The sequence below is a fragment of the Limimaricola litoreus genome (genome assembly GCF_024159025.1).
GTDB lineage: Bacteria > Pseudomonadota > Alphaproteobacteria > Rhodobacterales > Rhodobacteraceae > Limimaricola > Limimaricola litoreus.
Map to the genome: position 1 here is coordinate 12,229 of NZ_JAMYXC010000170.1, position 17,509 is coordinate 29,737.

Consider the following 17,509-nt stretch of genomic DNA (forward strand, 5'->3'; position numbering starts at 1 on the left):
GAGATCGCCGCGTCCGTCGCCGCCGGGCGCGGCACTTTCATGTGCATACTGCCCCAATCCCATCGCAGCGATTGCGCCACCCTGCCCCCTCGGCCTGCCATCGCACAACGCAAGACGCCGCCCGCGATGCGGGCGGCGTCTGCAATTTTCGGGCTTTGAAGCCGGGACTCAGCCCTTGGCGACCTTGGCCACCTCGGCGGCGAAGTCTTCCTCGACCTTCTCGATGCCCTCGCCCACGGCGAGACGCACGAAGCCGGTGATGGTGGCGCCGGCTTCCTTGGCGGCGGCCTCGACGGTGAGGTCGGGGTTCACCACGAAGGCCTGACCGAGCAGCGTCGACTCGGCCATGAACTTCTTCATCCGGCCGACGATCATCTTCTCGATCACGGCTTCGGGCTTGCCGCTTTCGCGGGCGATGTCCATCTGGACCTGCTTTTCCTTCTCGACGATCGCGGGGTCGAGATCGGCTTCGCCGAGCGCGGCCGGGTTGGCGGCGGCGATGTGCATCGCGATCTGGCGGCCGAAGGCCTCGTCACCGCCTGAGAAGGCGACCAGAACGCCGATCGTGCCCATGTCGGTCGCGGCGGCGTTGTGGACGTAGGTGACGACCTTTTCGCCTTCGATCATCGCCATGCGGCGCAGCGTCAGGTTCTCGCCGATCTTGGCGATCGCGTCGGTGACCTGGGTCTCGACCGGCTTGCCGTCGAGATCGGTGGCCTTCAGCTCGTCGAGGCTGTTGGCCTTGACGCCGACCTTGGCGATCTTCGACACCAGCGCCTGGAAATCGGCGTTCTTGGCGACAAAGTCGGTTTCCGAGTTCAGCTCGATCGCGACGCCGCGGCCACCCTCGACCGCGACGGCCACGAGGCCCTCGGCGGCGGTGCGGCCGGATTTCTTGGCGGCCTTCGCCAGGCCCTTGGTGCGCAGCCAGTCGGTCGCGGCTTCCATGTCGCCATCGGTTTCGGTCAGCGCCTTCTTGGCGTCCATCATGCCTGCGCCGGTGCTCTCGCGCAGTTCCTTGACCATGCTCGCGGTGATCGCCATTGCGTCTCTCCTAGAATTTGAATGGATTCCGGGCGCGGTGATCCGCGCCCGGCAATCGTCCGGGAGGGCCAGTGGCCCTGGCCGGGCGGGCCCTTACTGGGCCGCGGCCTCGGCTTCGGTTTCGGCACCGGCAGCGAGCTGCTCTTCGGTGTACTGCTCCATGGCACCCATGTCGACGCCGGCGGCGCCGAGCTGCGCGCTCATGCCGTCGAGCGCGGCGCGGGCGGCGAGGTCGCAGTAGAGCGCGATCGCGCGGGCGGCGTCATCGTTGCCCGGGATCACGTAGTCCACGCCAGCGGGCGAGCAGTTGGTGTCGACGACGGCGACGACCGGGATGCCGAGCTTCTTGGCTTCGGAGATCGCCAGGTCTTCCTTGTTGACGTCGATCACGAACAGAAGGTCCGGCACGCCGCCCATCTCGCGGATGCCGCCGAGCGACGCCTGCAGTTTGACCTGCTCGCGCTCCATGCCGAGACGCTCTTTCTTGGTCAGGCCGGCAAAGCCCTGCTCGGCCGCCTCGTCGATGGCGCGCAGGCGGTTGATCGACTGCGACACGGTCTGCCAGTTGGTCAGCGTGCCACCGAGCCAGCGGTGGTTCATGTAGAACTGCGCGGACTTCTCGGCGGCGTCGGCGATCGGCTGGGCAGCCTGGCGCTTGGTGCCGACGAAGAGGACGCGGCCGCCCTTGGCGACGGTGTCGCGCACGACCTGCAGCGCCTTGTCCAGCATCGGGACGGTCTGAGTCAGGTCCATGATGTGGATGCCGTTGCGGGCGCCGTAGATGTACTCGGACATCCGCGGGTTCCAGCGGGCGGTCTGGTGGCCGAAGTGCACGCCAGCTTCGAGCAGCTGACGCATGGAGAACTCGGGAAGAGCCATGTCTGTAACCTTTTTCCGGTTTGGCCTCGGCGGAGGATCAGGGCGGCTGCCCCAACCGGTGGACCCCGGGGGATGTCTCCCGCCCGTGGCCCGCCCCCGCCTGCGGGATTGATCGTGCGCTGCCCTTAGCGCCATGATCCCGCAAAGGCAACCCCGGTTAGTCGCGCCTGAGCCGCTTGATCAGCGACGAGGTGTCCCAGCGGCCGCCGCCCATCTGCTGCACCTCCTTGTAGAACTGGTCCACCAGCGCCGTCACAGGCAGGCTGACCGACAGCTCGTCGGCAGCGTCGAGGCAGATCCCGAGATCCTTGCGCATCCAGTCCACCGCAAAGCCGTGCTCGAACTGGTCGTCGAGCATCGTGCCGTGGCGGTTGACCATCTGCCAGCTTCCCGCCGCCCCCTGCGAGATGACCTTCACCAGCGCGCGGCCATCGAGCCCGGCCTTCTCGGCGAAGGCCAGCGATTCCGAAAGCCCCTGCACCAGCCCGGCGATGGCGATCTGGTTGGCCATCTTGGCAAGCTGCCCCGCGCCGCTCTCGCCCAGCCGACGGCAGATCTTGGCATAGGCGTCGATCACCGGCTCGGCCCGGTCGAAATCATCCTGCGCGCCGCCGCACATCACCGACAGCTGGCCGTTCTCGGCCCCCGCCTGCCCGCCCGAGACCGGCGCATCGACGAAACCGAGCCCCTGGGCATCCGCCTGCCCGGCCAGCTCGCGCGTCACCGCGGCGCTGACGGTGGTGTGATCGACAAAGAGCGCGCCCGCCTCCATGCCCGCGAATGCGCCGTCATCGCCGGTGCAGACGGCGCGCAGATCGTCGTCATTGCCGACGCAGGCAAAGACGATCTCGGCCCCCTGCGCCGTCTCGCGCGGGGTCGCGGCGTGCCGGCCGCCATGCTCGGCGGCCCATGCCTCGGCCTTGGCGGCGGTCCGGTTGTAGACCGTCACCTCGTGGCCCGCCTTTGCCAGATGCCCCGCCATGGGGTATCCCATCACGCCCAGTCCCAAAAACGTCAGCTTCGCCATTGCGCTCTCCCTGCCTCCTGGGGCTTTCGTTCGCCCCCGAGGCGCGATACTCACCAAGCCCAACCGGCCCGTCAAGCGCGGGCGCCGACCACCCCCGGAGGATCGATGGCCACCCTGTTCCGCTGGCTCCTGCGCCTGACCGTCGGCGCGATCCTTCTGGGCCTCGTGGCCTTCGCGCTGACATGGTGGTTCTTCTCCCGCTCCCTGCCGGATTACGACGCGCGCACCCGTGTCGCCGGGATCACCGCCCCGGTCGAGATCGTGCGCGATCATGCCAACGTGCCGCATGTCTTCGGCTCCACCGACCGCGACGTGTTCTTCGCGCTCGGCTACGCCCATGCGCAGGACCGGCTGTGGCAGATGACAATGCTGCGCCGCACCGTGCAGGGCCGCCTGTCCGAGCTCTTCGGCCAGCGCACGGTCGAGAGCGACGTGCTGATGCGCAGGCTCGATCTCTACCGCGCCGCCACCGCCTCGCTCGAGGATCAGGACGGCCAGACGCGTAGCGCGCTCGACGCCTATGCCGCGGGCGTCAACGCCTGGCTGGGCGAGGTCAACACCGGGGCGCTGGGGCGCGGCGCGCCCGAGATGTGGCTGTTCAACCAGCCCATCGCGCCTTGGCAGCCCGCCGACAGCATTGCGATCCTCAAGCTGATGGCCTGGCAGCAGAGCGATCACCTGCAGGCCGAGGTGCTGCGCGCGCGGACCTCGCTGGTGCTCGAAGAGGAACGCCTGCGCGACATCCTGCCCGACGTGCCCGGCCCTGGCCTCACCGCCCTGCCCCGCTACGCCGATCTGGTGCCCGAGATCCCTGCACGTTTCGCCGAGGCGCAGGCGCCGTTCGACCCGCTCTCGGCCAGCCTGCCCGCCGCGCTCTCGGGCGCGTCGAACGCCTGGGCCGCGGGGCCTTCGCGCTCGGCCACCGGGGCCACGCTCCTGGCCAACGACCCGCACCGCCTGCTCACCGCGCCGTCGATCTGGTATCTCGCGCGGCTGGAGCTGCGTTCGGGCGGCGTGATCGGCGCGACCGTGCCGGGCATCCCGCTGGTGCTCGCGGGCCGCAGCGCCGATCTCGGCTGGGGCATCACCGCCTCCTTCGCTGATGATCTCGACCTCTACGCCGAGGAGGTAAACCCCCGCAACGCCGCCGAATACCGCACGCCGGAGGGCTGGGAGCGGTTCGAGGCGCGCGACAGCATCGTCGAGATCAAGGAGGCCGCCGCCATCACGCTGCGGCTCAAGCGCACGGCCAACGGCCCGGTGCTGCCGCCCGAGCAGTTCGCGCTCGACGCGATCCGCCCGCGCGGCCATGTCATGTCGCTCGCCTGGTCGGGTCTGTCGGATGACGACACCTCGATGACCGCGGGGCTGCGCCTGATGCAGGCCCGCTCGATCGAGGAAGGCATCCGCGCGGGCCGGCTGCAGGTCGCGCCGAACCAGAACCTGATCCTCGCCGATCGCAACCGCGTGGCGCTCAAATCCGTGGGCGCGGTGCCGCTGCGCGACCCCGAGCACCAGAGCAAGGGCCGGATGCCGACGCTGGGGCATGTCGCCGCCAATCGCTGGCAGGGGCGGCTCTCCTATTCCGACCTGCCCGAAAGCACCGAGCCCCTGGGCGGCCTCGTCGGCAACACCAACAACAAGACGCTCGATCGCCCCTTTCCCAGGCATGTCTCCTATCACTGGGGCGACACGCAGCGCATCGCGCGTTGGCGCGGGCTGATGCAATCGCGCGAGGTGCACACCCGCGACAGCTTCATCGAGGCGCAGCTCGATACGGTGAGCCCGACCGCGCGCGCCCTGCTGCCGATCGTCGGCGCGGATCTGTGGTTCACCGGAGAACCCGCCGCCGAAGGCACGCCAGAGCGCCGCCGCCAACGCGCGCTCGAACTCCTGGGCGAATGGAACGGCGAGATGAACGAGCACCTGCCCGAGCCGCTGATCTACGCCGCCTGGATGCGGGCGCTGCAGGACCGGCTGATCCGCGACGATCTCGGCCCGCTCGCGGCGCAATACACCCACCTGCGGCCGCTGTTCATCGACCGGGTGTTCCGCGACGTGGAGGGGGCCTCCGCTTGGTGCGACATTCGCCAGTCGGCGGCCGAGGAAAGCTGCGCCGACATCGCGCGAATGGCGCTCGACGACGCGCTGATCTGGATCTCGGAGACCTATGGCGGCAATCTCGATGCGCTGCGCTGGGGCGATGCGCATGAGGCGCGGCAGGATCACCCGGTGCTGGGCCGCGCGCCGTTCCTCAACTGGTTCGTGAACATCCGCCAGAGCACCTCGGGCGGCGACAACACGCTGCGGCGCGGGCTGACCGACGGGCGCGCGCCCGACCCGTTCCACAATGTCCACGCGGCGGGCTACCGCGGCGTCTACGACTTCGCCGATCCCGACAGCTCGGTCTTTATCGTCTCGACCGGCCAGTCGGGCCATCCGCTGTCGCGCCATTACGACGATCTGGGCGAGCTGTGGCGGCGCGGCGAATACATCCCCATGTCGCTCGATCCCACCCTTGCGCGCGGCGCTGCCGTCGGCATCACCCAGCTGATCCCCGCGCCGAACTGAGGCGGAACCGCCGCGCGGCGCGCCGGTTGCCCCTCCGAGTCAGGCACAGGAGAACGGCATGAGCGGCAAGTCGCATGAGAAGATCTGGGAGGAATGGGGCGAGCTGGTGAACATGGCCCCCAAGGAGATCGAAGATTTCCTCGAAACGGACGAAAGCCGCCAAGTCGGCGACACCGGCGGCGATGGCGAGAGCACGGGCCACAAGTCGGGCAAGCGCATCGTCGAGATCAAGCGCACCAACAAGGGCGACCTTTCGGATGACCAGTGGGACCACATGGCCAAGGTCGTGGGCTACATCAAGCGCCACAAGGCGCAAGGCGGCCCCGACGAGGACGCCGCGCATTCCAAGTGGCGCTACAGCCTGATGAACTGGGGCCACGATCCGCTGAAGTGAGACCTCAGACCGTCTCGCAGATCTCGATCCGGTTGCCGAAAGGGTCATCGACGTAAAGCCGCCTCAGCCCCGGCAAGTCGATGTCGACCCGCGCCTCGATGCCCCTCGCGGCGAGGCGCAGACGCATCGCATCGAGATCGGCGACCCGGAACGCCGGATGCGCCTTGCGCGCCGGGGCAAAGGGCTCCTCGACGCCGAGATGAAACCGGATCGCCCGCGTTTCGAACCAGACCCCGCCGCGCCCGGCGAGCGCTTCGGGCTTGGCGGCTTCCGCCATGCCCAGCACCTCGCCGTAGAAGTCACGCGCGCGCGACTCGCCGCCCTTCGGCATGGCGAGCTGGACGTGGTGCAGATCGAGTATCATCGCATGCCTTCGTGCATGGGCCGTCTGGCCCCGTCCTCGTCGAGCGGCGCGGGAGACGCAGGCCCGGTCCCGCGCCGGGGCTCAGAGCCGTTCGAACCGCGCCTTCTGCGCCGCCGACCAGCGCACCGTCATCCGGTGGCCGTCCTCGGTGGGCGTGTCCTCTTCGACGAGACCCTGTTCGAACAGCCAGGCGCGCTTGCGCCCGTCCGAGAAGGGCACGACCATCTCCTCGACATGCTTGGCGCCGCCGAGCGCGCGGCTGACCTCGTCGAGCAGCGCGTCCATCCCCTCGCCCGTGATCGCGGAGACGGCGCTGACGTTCTCGGTCCGGCCCGCGCGTTCGAGCGCCGCCTCGTGCCTGTCCGGCTCCAGAGCGTCGATCTTGTTCCAGACCTCGATCTTGGGCGTGTCCTCGGGCAGGCCGAGGCTCGACAGGATGGTTTCGACCTCGCGCGCCTGCTCGGCGGTCTGCGCATGGCCGATGTCGCGCACATGAAGCACCAGATCGGCGTCGAGCACCTCCTCGAGCGTGGCGCGGAAGGCCGCGACCAGCTCGGTCGGAAGATCCGAGATGAAGCCCACCGTGTCCGACAGGATCACCTCGTCGCCCGTGGGCAGCACCACGCGCCGCATAGTCGGGTCGAGCGTGGCGAAGAGCATGTCCTTGGCCATGACCTCGGCCCCGGTGAGCCGGTTGAACAGCGTCGATTTGCCGGCGTTGGTGTAGCCGACCAGCGCCACGATCGGAAACGGCACCTTGGCGCGGCTGGCGCGGTGCAGCGCGCGGGTCTTGACGACCTTGTCGAGCTGCCGCTTGAGCCGGACGAGCTGTTCGTCGATGGCGCGCCGGTCCGCCTCGATCTGCGTCTCGCCGGGGCCGCCGACGAAGCCCAGGCCCCCGCGCTGCCGCTCAAGGTGGGTCCAGGCCCGCACGAGGCGCGTGCGCTGGTAACTCAGCGCCGCCATCTCGACCTGCAGCACGCCCTCGCGGGTCGCGGCGCGGTCGCCGAAGATCTCGAGGATCAGGCCGGTCCGATCGAGGATCTTGACCTTCCATTCCTTTTCGAGATTGCGCTGCTGCACCGGGCCGACATGGCCGTCGATCAGCACCAGCTCGATCTCGTTCTGCTTGAGCCGCTGCTTCAGCTCCTCGATCTTGCCGGTGCCGAACAGCATGCCGGGGTGGCGCTTGGGCAGGCGCACGATCTCGGAGCCGAGCACCTCGAGCCCCGGCAGCGCATCGGCCAGCGCCACGGCCTCGGCCAGCGCGGCCTCGGGCTCACGCCGGTCCTGGTCGTTCTTGATCTCGGGGTGGATCACCCAGGCGCGGGTGTCCGGGGCCTCGGGGATGTAATAATCGGTCAATCTTCACCGTCATAGAGGTTCACGGGCTGCGACGGCATGATGGTCGAGATCGCGCTCTTGTAGACGAGTTGGGATTGTCCATCGCGGCGCAGCAGCACGCAGAAATTGTCGAACCAGGTGATCACGCCCTGCAGCTTCACGCCGTTGATCAGGAAGATCGTCACCGGCACCTTGATCTTGCGCACGTGGTTCAGGAAGGCGTCCTGAAGGTTCTGCTTGTCTCCGGCCATCACCGTCCCTTTGTTCTTGCGGCCGCGGACCGGCCTTTTCTCGTATTCAGGCGAGTATGTCGCGGCGCGGTTGGAGTTTCCAGCCCGGAAATCCGTGCGCTGGCGCACCGGCCCTCCCGCGTGTCTTAACTGCGCCAGCTCGACGGGTTCAAGAGCGCGATGATCGCCAATGTTTCCAACCGGCCCAGCACCATCGCGGCGGCGAGGATCATCTTGGCCATGGCGGGGATGCCGGCATAGGAAATCGGGTATTGCGCGCCCATCTCCGCGAGCGGTCCGGTGGTCGACAGCGCCGCCACCGTCAGCGTCATCGCCACCTCGAACTGCACCCCCGTCAGCGACAGCGCCAGCATGACGGCGGTGACCGACAGCGCAAAAAGCATGAAGAATATCCACGAGATGAAGGCGCCCTCGCGCCGGATGCGGCGCGCCTCGACCCCGTCGCCGCCGATCGAATGCGGATGCACGAGGCGCTCCAGCTCGCGCTTGCCATGCATCCACAGCGCATAGACGCGCATCAGCTTGACCCCGCCCGCCGTCGTCGCCACGCCGCCGCCGATCAGCGCCAGCCCCACCAGCACCAGACCCGGCGTCTCCAGCCCCGACCAGTCGGCCGCGCCGAGCCAGTAGCGGCTCTCGAAGCCAGTGGTGGTCAGGAAGGACGACACGGTGAAGAGAGCGCCCCACAGCGCCGAGAAGGCCTGCGGCAGGTCGGCCTCGGCCCGGTCCTCGACCGCGCCGAAGAAATGCCGCATGAACAACAGCCCCGGCACGATCAGCACGAGCGCCAGCCCCATGCGCAGCTCGGGGTCGCGCATCAGCCGGCCGCCGTGATCGCCGAACATGTTGCGCGCGAAGGTGAGCCGCGACAGGGCGAAGACGCCGAAGAGCATGATCAGCAGCTCGCCCAGAAAGCCCGAGGTGTCGTAGCGCAGCCCGCCGATCGGGCTGATGCCGCTGGTCGCCAGCGTCGACATCGCGTGGCAGAAGGCGACGAAGGGCCGGTCGCCCGCCGCCACGAGGCCGAGCCACAAAAGCGCCGTCAGCGCGGTATAGATCGGCAGCAGCCGGGCCGCGTAACGCACCATCCGTTCGGAGGAATCGGCGACGCGGGTGATCTGGCTCAGCCGGCTGCCGCCCTCGCCCATCATGGACGGGTTGCGCACCTCGAAACCGCCGAGGTTCATCGGCGCCAGGATCGACACCGCGGTGATCCAGATCAACAACCCGCCGAGCCAGCCCACCGTCGCGCGCCACAGGTGCAGGCTCTCGTTGAGCCGGACCACGTTGTCATAGACCGTGGCCCCGGTGGTGGTGAAGCTCGACACCATCTCGAACCAGGCGTTGAGGAAGGAGGTCGTCCCCAGCGCCTCGTGGAACGGAATGGCGAACATCACCGGCAGCAGCGTGAAGGCCGCGAGCAGCGCCGAAAGCTGGCTGCGCGGCACGCTGGCGGGGCGGTAGTTGGCGGTGGCGAGGCCAATGAGCAACGACAGCATCAGCCCGAGGATCGCGCCGTAGAGAAAGGTGCGCGAGGTCAGCCAGTCCTCGCGCACCAGCGCATGGACCGCCGGCAGCAGCATGGCCACCGAACCGATCGCCATGAGCAGCACGAAGAACGGGATGCGGGTGAGGCGGTGCTCCATCGCGTCAGAAGAAGTCGATCGAGACCTGCAGCAGGCGCTCGACCTCCGACACGTCCGAGGCCATGGCGAAAAGCGCCACGATGTCGCCTTCCTCGATCCTGAGCGCGCCGTGGATCTTGGTCATCCGCCCGTCCTTCAGCACGCCGCCGACCAGCACCCCTTCGGGAAAGGCGATGTCGCGGATCCGCTGGCCCGCGATTGGCGAGGTGCCCAGCACCTGCGCCTCGATCAGCTCGGCCTCGGCGTCGCCGATCGAATAGACCCCGCGCACCCGGCCATGGCGGATATGGCGCAGGATCGAGCTGACGGTGGTCGAGCGTGGGTTGATGTAGGCGTCGATGTCCATCGCCTGCATGAGGGGCACCAGCGTCGGGTCGTTGACAAGACAGATCGCGAGCGGACAGCCGAGCGCCTTGGCGCGGACCGAGGCCAGAAGGTTGGTCTTGTCGTCGTCGGTGACCACGAGGACCGCGTCGGCGGTGCCGATCTGCGCCTCTTCCAGAAGCGAGGCATCGAGCCCGTCGCCGTTGAGCACGATGGTCCGGTCGAGCTGGTCGGCGGCGCGTTCGGCCGCCGCGCGGTCGCGCTCGATCATCTTGACGCGCAGCCGGTCGGGCCGGTTTTCCAGCGCCCGGGCGACGCCGAGGCCGACATTGCCGCCGCCGATCACCACGATCCGCTCCTGCTTGGCGTGGCGCTTGCCGAATATCTCGAGCGTGCGGACCATGTCGTCGGTGTCGGTGAAGACATAGATCGCGTCACCGGGAAAGATCTGGTCCTCGGGCGACGGCGCGAACAGCCGCCCGCGCCGCCTGATCCCCACCACGATCGCGCGCAGCGTCGAGAAAAGGTCGGTGAGCTGGCGCAGCGGCGTGTTGATGACCGGGCATTCCTCGTCGATGGCGATGCCCAAGAGATGCGCGCGCCCGTCGAGGAAGCTCTCGGCATCGAAGGCCGACGGGGCCGCGAGACGCTGCAGCGCCGCTTCCGCGACCGCCTTTTCGGGGCTGATCACCACGTCGATCGGCATGTGATCGCGGCGGTAGAGATCGGAATAGATCGCGTCGAGATAGGATTGCGCGCGCAGCCGCGCGATCTTGCGCTGGATCGAGAACACCGAATGGGCCACCTGGCAGGTGACCATGTTGACCTCGTCGCTGTGGGTGGCGGCGATGATCATGTCGGCGTCGCGCGCGCCGGCGCGGTCGAGCACGTCGGGATAGCTCGCGAAGCCAGTGATGCCCTGCACGTCGAGCGTGTCGGTGGCGCGGCGCACGAGGTCCGGGTTGCTGTCGACGACGGTGACGTCGTTGCGCTCGCCCGACAGGTGCCGGGCGATCTGCCAGCCGACCTGCCCGGCGCCGCAGATGATGACCTTCATCTTCCTTCCCGACCCCTTGGGACGCGCCCGCGGGGGCGCTCATGCCCCCACGGAGTGCCAGAGCCGGCGCGGGCGGTCAATCGGCCGCCCGTCGCCCCGTCCGATCAGTTCCCCACATGCGCCACCCGCGCGCCGGCCTTGGAGGAGGTGACGACGCCGAGGCTCTTGAGCTTGCGGTGCAGCGCCGAGCGCTCCATCCCGACGAAGGCCGCGGTGCGCGAGATGTTTCCGCCGAAGCGGTTGATCTGGGTGAGCAGGTACTCGCGCTCGAACAATTCGCGCGCCTCGCGCAAGGGCAGCGTGGCCAGCCCGCCCGAAAGCACGACGCGGCCCTCCTCGCCGTCCGGATCGTCGATCCCCGGCAGTTCCTTGGCGCTGATCTCCCCGGAGGAATCTCCAAGGATAAGAACGCGTTCGATGACGTTCTTCAACTGACGGATATTGCCCGGCCAGAGCATGGTCTGCAGCAATGCGCGCGCATCCTCGCCCAAGCTGCGCAGCGGCAGGCCCTGACTCTTGTTGAATTCGCCAATGAAATGCTCGGCCAGCAGCGGGATGTCCTCGCGCCGCTCCTCTAGCCCGGGCACGTGGATCGGCACGACGTTGAGCCGGTGATACAGCTCCTGGCGGAAGGAGCCGCCGCGGATCGCGGCCTGCAGGTCGCGGTTGGTCGAGGAGATCACCCGCAGGTCGACCTGCACCTTCTCGGTGCCGCCGACGCGCTGGAACGACTGGTCGACCAGCACGCGCAGGATCTTGGACTGCGTGCCGAGCGGCATGTCGGCGACCTCGTCGAAGTAGATCACCCCGCCGTTGGCCTGTTCCAGAAGGCCCTTCTCAATGCCCTTTTCGGCGCTTTCCTTGCCGAACAGCACCTCCTCCATGCGTTCGGGCTCGATCGTCACCGAATTGACCGTGACGAAGGGGGCCGCGGCGCGGTTGGAATTGGCATGAATGTAGCGCGCGGCGATCTCCTTTCCCGAACCAGGATGCCCGGTGAGCATCACCCGGCCGTTGGATCGGGTTACCTTGTCGAGCTGGCTGCGCAGCGAGCGGAACGAGGCGCTGTCGCCGAGCATCTCGGAGGGCGGTGCGTCGCCGCGGCGCAGCTCGACGTTCTCGCGCCGCAGCCGCGAGGTCTCCATCGCGCGCTTGATGACCACGAGGAGCTGGTCGATGTTGAAGGGCTTTTCGATGAAGTCGTAGGCGCCCTGCTTGATCGCGGCGACCGCGATCTCGATGTTGCCATGGCCCGAAATGATGACGATCGGCACGCCGGGATGCTCGCGCTTGACGGTCTTGAGGATGTCGATCCCGTCCATCCGGCTGTCCTTGAGCCAGATGTCGAGGATCATCAGCGCGGGCACCTCCTCCTCGATCGCGGTCATGCATTCGTCGGAGGTGCTGGCGAGCCGGGTCGAATACCCCTCGTCGCGCAGGATGTCGGAGATCAGTTCGCGGATGTCGCGCTCGTCGTCGGTGATCAGGATGTCGCCCATCTCATGCCTCATGCTGTTGCCTGCAATGCCGGTTGCCCGGTCTTCTCGATGTCCCCCGATTCGTCATGACCCTCGCGCAGAACCGGAAGGGTGATGACCGCCATGGCGCCCTTGCGGGCACCCTCCTCGAAGGGTGGCGCGTCGACGAGGGACAGGCTGCCGCCGTGTTCCTCGATGATCTTCTTGACGATGGGCAGGCCGAGGCCGGTGCCCTTGTCGCGCGTCGTGACATATGGCTCGAACAGCCGCGCCCGGTCCTCGGGCAGGCCGATGCCATTGTCGGCAATGGTGATCCGCGCCTCCGTGTCCTCGGCGCGCATCTCGATACGGATCATCGGCGCATAGGCCTCGTCACGAAGGTTTTCCCTAACACCGTCAATGGCTTCGCCCGCGTTCTTGATGAGGTTGGTGAGCGCCTGGGTGATCATGGTCGCATCGAGCGCGGCCGGAACGCCCTGCGCGGGCAGATCCACCTCGAAGCGCACCTCGGGCTGGCCAGCCTCCTGCAACGTCACCGCGTCGCGCACGAGGGCGACGAGGTCGTTTCGAATGCGGTCGGGCTCGGGCATTCGCGCGAACTTCGAGAACTCGTCGACGATGCGGCGCAGGTCGCCGGTCTGGCGCACGATCACCTCGGTCATGCGTTCGAGCGCCTCGGCATCCTCGGCGTCGAGCTTGCGGGCGAACTTGCGCTGGATCCGCTCGGCCGAAAGCCGGATCGGCGTCAGCGGGTTCTTGATCTCGTGGGCGATGCGGCGCGCCACGTCGCCCCAGGCGGCCATGCGTTGCGCGGAGACGAGATCGCTCACGTCGTCGAAGGCCACCACGTAGCCTTCGAGCGCACCGTCATCGGCGCGCCTTGGCGCCATGCGCACGAGAAGCGTCTCGTGCCGCCCGTCGCGGATCAGCTGGACCTGCTCCTGCACCGAGTCGCGCTCGCCGTCGCGCAGCGCATCGAAGAGCGGCGCGAATTCGGGCACCACCACCGCCAGCGTCGTGGCCTCCAGCTCGCCTTCGATCCCCAAGAGACGCAGCGCCGAGCGGTTGACGAAGGCGACATGGCCGTCGGCCTCCAGCCCGATCACGCCCGAAGTGACCGAACCCAGCACGCTGTCGAACAGGCGGCGGCGCGCCTCGATCTGGCGGGTATTGTCCAGGAGCCGGTCGCGCTGCGCCTTCAGCTCCAGCGTCATCTGGTTGAAATAGGTGCCTAGCTGCGCGATCTCGTCGTCGCCTTCCTCCTCGACCACCCGCACGTCGAGATCGCCCGATCCGACGCGCTGCGATGCGGAGACAAGGCGTCCCACCGGCTTCGACAGCCGCTCGGCGAACCACAGCCCGAGCCAGATCGCCGCGAGGATCAGGATCACCGCGAAGCCGAGGTACAGCAGGCCGAATTCGAACAGAAGCCGCCCGCGCTCGGCTTCGAGCTGCTGGTACAGCTCCACCGTCTGCTGCGTGTCGTCGAGCAGCGCGAGGATGCCGCCGTCGACCTCGCGGGTGACATAGAGGTAGCGGTCCGCGAAGGTCTCGAGCGGGATCAGCGCGCGGAACTCGTTGTTGACCCAGTCCTCGATGATCGCGATGCCACGGGCCTCGGCCCGCGCGAAGTCCTCGGGCCCTGGGCGCTCATAGTCGAACTCGTAGCTGCGCGCGCCGCGGGCGCGGATCTCGCCCGCCCCGTCGATGACGAAGGCCTCGGTCAGCCCGCGCTCGATCTGCCCCTGCACCCGGCCAAGGGCCTGGCGGACCTCGCCATCCGACAAAAAGGGATGCGCGGTGCGTTCGGCGTTGAGGAAATTCGCAAGCTCCAGCCCGTCGCGCGACAGGTCCTGCCGGTGCTCCTCCTCGTAGGCCTGCGCCGCGGTGAGCGAGGCGCCCAGCACGGTGCGCACCCGCTCGGAGAACCAGCCTTCGAGGCCGACGTTGATGGTGAGCACCGAAAACACCGCCACGAGCACGGTCGGGATCAGCGCCAGCAGCGCAAATACCCCCGTGAGCCGCAGGTGCAGCCGCGAGCCGGCCGAGCGCGCGCGCCGGGCCGCGATCATCCGCGCCACCCGGAACGAGACCAGCGCCGCGACGACGAGGGCATAGACGAGATCCGCCAGCAGCACGAGCCGCAGCAGCAGCGAAGAGGCGCCTTGGTCCAGCGGTCCCATCACCCAGAAGGTGGCAAAGGCCAGCGCCGGGCCGAGCACGACCAGCGACAATGTCGCGACATTCTGCACGCGGCGCTGGCGACGCCAGCGCGCGACACGCGCGAATCGAGAGGTCGATAGCCGCCTCAAACACCCTGCCCCGTCTGATGGGAACGCAAGTTCCCCGCCTCATCGCCGCGATCTCGCCCCGGTCTTGCGTCCGGAGGGTCACGGTTATGTTGCGGTTTTACATCAATTTGCGGCGTCGTGTCACGCGTATATCGAGATCGGTGATCTTCTTGCGCAACGTATTTCTGTTGATGCCCAGCAGATCGGCGCATTTCGCCTGGTTTCCACCTGTCGCATCGAGTGAGATCTCGATCAGAGGTGTTTCAATTTCCTTGAGAATCCTCTGGTAGAGCCCGACGGGCGGCAATTGCCCGCCATGCAGGTCGAAATAGCGCCGCAGGTGCCGCTCGACGCTGGCCGAGAGCTTTTCGCCCTCGCCGCCGCCGCGCAGCGGCTCGGCCGCGGGCTGGCCGCCGAGCACCATCTCGACATCCGCGCGCGCGATCTCCTCGCCGCTCGAGGTCACGACGAGTCGATGCATCGCGTTCTCGAGCTGTCGCACGTTGCCGGGCCAGGAATAGGCGCGGATCATGTCGAGGGCCGAGGGCGCAAGCCGTCGCGGCCCGAGCCCGTCGCGCTCCGCCCTGAGCAGGAAATGCCCGGCCAGAAGCGGGATGTCGTCGACCCGCTCGCGCAGGGAGGGCACGGCGATGGTGACGCCGGCGAGCCGGTAGTAGAGATCCTCGCGGAAGCTGTGCTCTTCGAGCCGGTGCGCCAGATCGCCCTGCGAGGTCGCCATGATGCGCGGCGCGGGATCGCCCATCGCGTCGAGCATCCGCACGATCCTGAGCTGCGCCTCGGCATCGAGATCGCCGACCTCGTCGAACAGGATCGAGCCGCCCCGCGCCCGGCTCAGCACCGCGTCCGGCCCGTCCATGCCGCCGAGGTCCGAGGGCGAGACGGTGACGAAGGGCAGCGCCCGGCGGTCGGAGAAGTCATGGATGGCGCGCGCGATGAGCGATTTGCCGGTGCCGCTCTCTCCGGTGACCAGCACCGGCAGCGCGGTGTTCATCACCCGCGCCACCAGTCGGTAGAGCGACTGCATCGCCTGGGTGCGGCCCACCAGCGGCAGATCGCCGCCCGCGGCGGCATCGGGCGCGGTCTCTGGGCCGCGGGGCGCGGGCGCGCGACGCTTGGTTTCGAGCGCGCGGCTGGCGCGCTTCATCAGGTCGGGCAGATCGAAGGGCTTGGGCAGGTAGTCATAGGCCTCGGCCTCGGCGGCTTGGATTGCCGTCATGATCGTGTTCTGCGCCGAGATCACGATCACCGGCAGGCCGGGCCGCGCCTCGGAGATCCTGGGCAGCTGCTCGATGCCGTTGCCGTCGGGCATGACCACGTCGGAGATCACCAGGTCGCCCTTGCCCTCCTCGACCCAGCGCATCAGCGTCACCAGCGAGGATGTGGCATGCACCTTGCAGCCCGCGCGCGTCAGCGCCTGGGTCAGCACGGTGCGGATGGTGCGGTCGTCATCGGCGACCAGGATCGTTCCGTCCATCAGTGTTCTCCGCTGGAATGGTCTTCGGGGGCGCGCGGCAGCGAGATCCGGAACACGGTGCGGCCGGGGGCGCTATCGACAGAGATCCAGCCGCCATTCTCGGTGACGAGCTTGGAGACGAGCGCGAGGCCCAGCCCGGTGCCGTTCTCATGGCCCGAGACGAAGGGCTCGAAGGCCTCGTCTGCGATCTCGGGCGGCAGGCCGGGCCCGTCGTCATGGATCTCAAGCTGCAGGGGCAGCCGGGCCTGGCTGCCGTCGGGCTGGCGCACGCGCAACGAGGGATCGTAATAGCTGCGCAGGCGGATGGTGCCGCCGGGGCCGCCCGCCTCGCAGGCGTTTTTCACGAGGTTGAGCACCACCTGCAAAAGCTGGTCGGCATCGACCAGGGCGCGCGGCAATGATGGATCGTAATCCTCGACGAAGCTCATATGCGCGCCAAAACCCACCGTCGCCGACTGCCGCGCGCGGTCGAGCGTGTCGTGCACGTTGACGGGGCGGCGCGCGGGCGGGCGCAGATTGCCGAACTGCTCGACCTGTTCGAGCAGCTTCACGATCCGGCGGCTTTCCTCGACGATGAGATCGGTCAGCTCCCGGTCCTCGGCCGAAAGCCCCATCGACAAGAGCTGCGCCGCGCCGGTGATGCCCGCCAGCGGGTTCTTGATCTCGTGTGCCAGCATCTCGGCCATGCCGATCGCCGATTTCGCGGCCTTGCCGGTGGCCTGCTTCTGGGTCATGCGATGGGCCATCTCGCGCGGCGAGATCAGGATCAGCATTTCCGTCTCATGGCCCGCCAGCGGCGCGATCTGCACCGAGCACTGGGTCGTGGGCCGGTCGTTCGCGCCCAGCTCGACATCGTTGACGAAGAGCGAACTGCGCTGCGCGCGGGCCCGCGCGAAGGCCTCCTCGAGCGGCACGTCGATCCGCAGCTTGTCCCACAGCGAGGCGCCGCTCAGGCTGCGCAGCGACAGGTTCAGGAACAGCTCGGCGGCGGAATTGGCCTCGAGGATGCGATCATCCGCGCCCAGAAGCAGCGCCGGCACGGGAAGCGAGTTCCACAGCGCGCCATCATCGGTCATGCCGCGCACCTTTCGCCCTGCAGCGCGAGCGGCAGGAGCCCCGGCACCCGCTCCGGCGCGGCGGTAAGCAGCTCGCGGCGCAGGGCCGCGGGCGTGCCCGCCTCCTCCATGTACCAGCCGAGGTGCTTGCGCGCGACGCGCCCGCCGAGGGCTGCGCCGTAAAACCCCATCATCGCCTCGTAATGCGCGCCCACCATGTCGGTGAAAGCCCGGCCTTGGGGGATCTCGGGCGCGCGCGCGCCGGTCAGCGCGGCGATGATCCGCGCCA

14 protein-coding genes and 1 pseudogene are annotated in these 17,509 nt (G+C 68.3%); 2 read left to right on the forward strand and 13 right to left on the reverse strand.

Features of this window, described 5'->3' with window-relative positions; translation table 11 throughout:
* Positions 1–168 precede the first annotated feature (168 nt).
* The 3 genes from tsf to NHG85_RS11290 form a co-directional block, all read right to left on the reverse strand.
* Complete coding sequence (gene tsf / locus NHG85_RS11280) at positions 169–1,044, reverse strand: translation elongation factor Ts (protein WP_253332436.1); 876 nt, start codon at positions 1,042–1,044, stop codon at positions 169–171.
* Between the two features lie 93 nt (positions 1,045–1,137).
* The gene (gene rpsB / locus NHG85_RS11285) at positions 1,138–1,923 is read right to left on the reverse strand and encodes a 30S ribosomal protein S2 (RefSeq protein ID WP_253332438.1); all 786 of its coding nucleotides are present in this window, start codon (positions 1,921–1,923) and stop codon (positions 1,138–1,140) included.
* Positions 1,924–2,080: 157 nt separating this feature from the next.
* Positions 2,081–2,950, reverse strand: a complete 870-nt coding sequence (locus NHG85_RS11290) for an NAD(P)-dependent oxidoreductase (protein WP_253332440.1) — start codon at positions 2,948–2,950, stop codon at positions 2,081–2,083.
* 105 nt (positions 2,951–3,055) lie between these two features.
* Here NHG85_RS11290 and NHG85_RS11295 point away from each other — a divergent pair, with 105 nt between their 5' ends.
* Both NHG85_RS11295 and NHG85_RS11300 read left to right on the forward strand, forming a co-directional pair.
* Positions 3,056–5,521 (forward strand): penicillin acylase family protein, encoded by a 2,466-nt coding sequence (locus tag NHG85_RS11295; protein ID WP_253332442.1) that lies wholly within the window; start codon positions 3,056–3,058, stop codon positions 5,519–5,521.
* 58 nt (positions 5,522–5,579) lie between these two features.
* Positions 5,580–5,915, forward strand: a complete 336-nt coding sequence (locus tag NHG85_RS11300) for a DUF3140 domain-containing protein (protein ID WP_253332443.1) — start codon at positions 5,580–5,582, stop codon at positions 5,913–5,915.
* A 4-nt stretch (positions 5,916–5,919) separates the two neighbouring features.
* Here the strand turns inward: NHG85_RS11300 and NHG85_RS11305 are convergent, their stop codons facing one another.
* The 10 genes and pseudogenes from NHG85_RS11305 to NHG85_RS11350 form a co-directional block, all read right to left on the reverse strand.
* Positions 5,920–6,279, reverse strand: coding sequence for a VOC family protein (locus tag NHG85_RS11305; protein ID WP_253332445.1), 360 nt, complete (start codon positions 6,277–6,279; stop codon positions 5,920–5,922).
* A gap of 81 nt (positions 6,280–6,360) precedes the next feature.
* Complete coding sequence (gene hflX, locus NHG85_RS11310; protein WP_253332447.1) at positions 6,361–7,644, reverse strand: GTPase HflX; 1,284 nt, start codon at positions 7,642–7,644, stop codon at positions 6,361–6,363.
* A complete protein-coding gene (gene hfq, locus NHG85_RS11315; protein ID WP_017928544.1) occupies positions 7,641–7,874 on the reverse strand; it encodes an RNA chaperone Hfq in 234 nt (77 codons plus the stop codon). Before hfq ends, hflX begins: the two co-directional genes overlap by 4 nt.
* A 125-nt stretch (positions 7,875–7,999) precedes the next feature.
* Positions 8,000–9,520 (reverse strand): TrkH family potassium uptake protein, encoded by a 1,521-nt coding sequence (locus NHG85_RS11320; protein ID WP_253332449.1) that lies wholly within the window; start codon positions 9,518–9,520, stop codon positions 8,000–8,002.
* Positions 9,521–9,524: 4 nt separating this feature from the next.
* Positions 9,525–10,901 carry a Trk system potassium transporter TrkA gene (trkA, locus tag NHG85_RS11325; protein WP_253332451.1) on the reverse strand — a complete coding sequence of 459 codons (1,377 nt, stop codon included), beginning with the start codon at positions 10,899–10,901 and terminating at the stop codon, positions 9,525–9,527.
* Between the two features lie 104 nt (positions 10,902–11,005).
* Entirely contained in the window at positions 11,006–12,400 is a 1,395-nt protein-coding gene (gene ntrX, locus NHG85_RS11330) for a nitrogen assimilation response regulator NtrX (RefSeq protein WP_253332463.1), read from the reverse strand.
* A gap of 8 nt (positions 12,401–12,408) precedes the next feature.
* Positions 12,409–14,631, reverse strand: a complete 2,223-nt coding sequence (locus NHG85_RS11335) for a sensor histidine kinase NtrY-like (protein WP_253332453.1) — start codon at positions 14,629–14,631, stop codon at positions 12,409–12,411.
* A gap of 157 nt (positions 14,632–14,788) precedes the next feature.
* A complete protein-coding gene (locus NHG85_RS11340) occupies positions 14,789–16,165 on the reverse strand; it encodes a response regulator (protein ID WP_253332456.1) in 1,377 nt (458 codons plus the stop codon).
* Positions 16,165–17,241: a two-component system sensor histidine kinase NtrB gene (locus NHG85_RS11345; protein ID WP_253332457.1), complete on the reverse strand. Its 1,077-nt coding sequence runs from the start codon at positions 17,239–17,241 to the stop codon at positions 16,165–16,167. The genes NHG85_RS11340 and NHG85_RS11345 overlap by 1 nt, the downstream gene beginning before the upstream one ends.
* Positions 17,238–17,509, reverse strand: a pseudogene (locus tag NHG85_RS11350) (tRNA dihydrouridine synthase DusB); the annotation flags it as partial. The pseudogene NHG85_RS11350 and the gene NHG85_RS11345, both read right to left, overlap by 4 nt.

Bases quoted from the DNA above. Each gene is read 5' to 3' on its own strand.
- NHG85_RS11305 (WP_253332445.1), bottom strand. From the start codon at position 6,279: ATGATACTCGATCTGCACCACGTCCAGCTCGCCATGCCGAAGGGCGGC.
- NHG85_RS11340 (WP_253332456.1), bottom strand. From the start codon at position 16,165: ATGGACGGAACGATCCTGGTCGCCGATGACGACCGCACCATCCGCACC.
- NHG85_RS11295 (WP_253332442.1), top strand. From the start codon at position 3,056: ATGGCCACCCTGTTCCGCTGGCTCCTGCGCCTGACCGTCGGCGCGATC.
- NHG85_RS11290 (WP_253332440.1), bottom strand. From the start codon at position 2,950: ATGGCGAAGCTGACGTTTTTGGGACTGGGCGTGATGGGATACCCCATG.
- ntrX (WP_253332463.1), bottom strand. From the start codon at position 12,400: ATGGGCGACATCCTGATCACCGACGACGAGCGCGACATCCGCGAACTG.
- NHG85_RS11320 (WP_253332449.1), bottom strand. From the start codon at position 9,520: ATGGAGCACCGCCTCACCCGCATCCCGTTCTTCGTGCTGCTCATGGCG.
- NHG85_RS11345 (WP_253332457.1), bottom strand. From the start codon at position 17,241: ATGACCGATGATGGCGCGCTGTGGAACTCGCTTCCCGTGCCGGCGCTG.
- tsf (WP_253332436.1), bottom strand. From the start codon at position 1,044: ATGGCGATCACCGCGAGCATGGTCAAGGAACTGCGCGAGAGCACCGGC.
- NHG85_RS11300 (WP_253332443.1), top strand. From the start codon at position 5,580: ATGAGCGGCAAGTCGCATGAGAAGATCTGGGAGGAATGGGGCGAGCTG.
- trkA (WP_253332451.1), bottom strand. From the start codon at position 10,901: ATGAAGGTCATCATCTGCGGCGCCGGGCAGGTCGGCTGGCAGATCGCC.
- hfq (WP_017928544.1), bottom strand. From the start codon at position 7,874: ATGGCCGGAGACAAGCAGAACCTTCAGGACGCCTTCCTGAACCACGTG.
- rpsB (WP_253332438.1), bottom strand. From the start codon at position 1,923: ATGGCTCTTCCCGAGTTCTCCATGCGTCAGCTGCTCGAAGCTGGCGTG.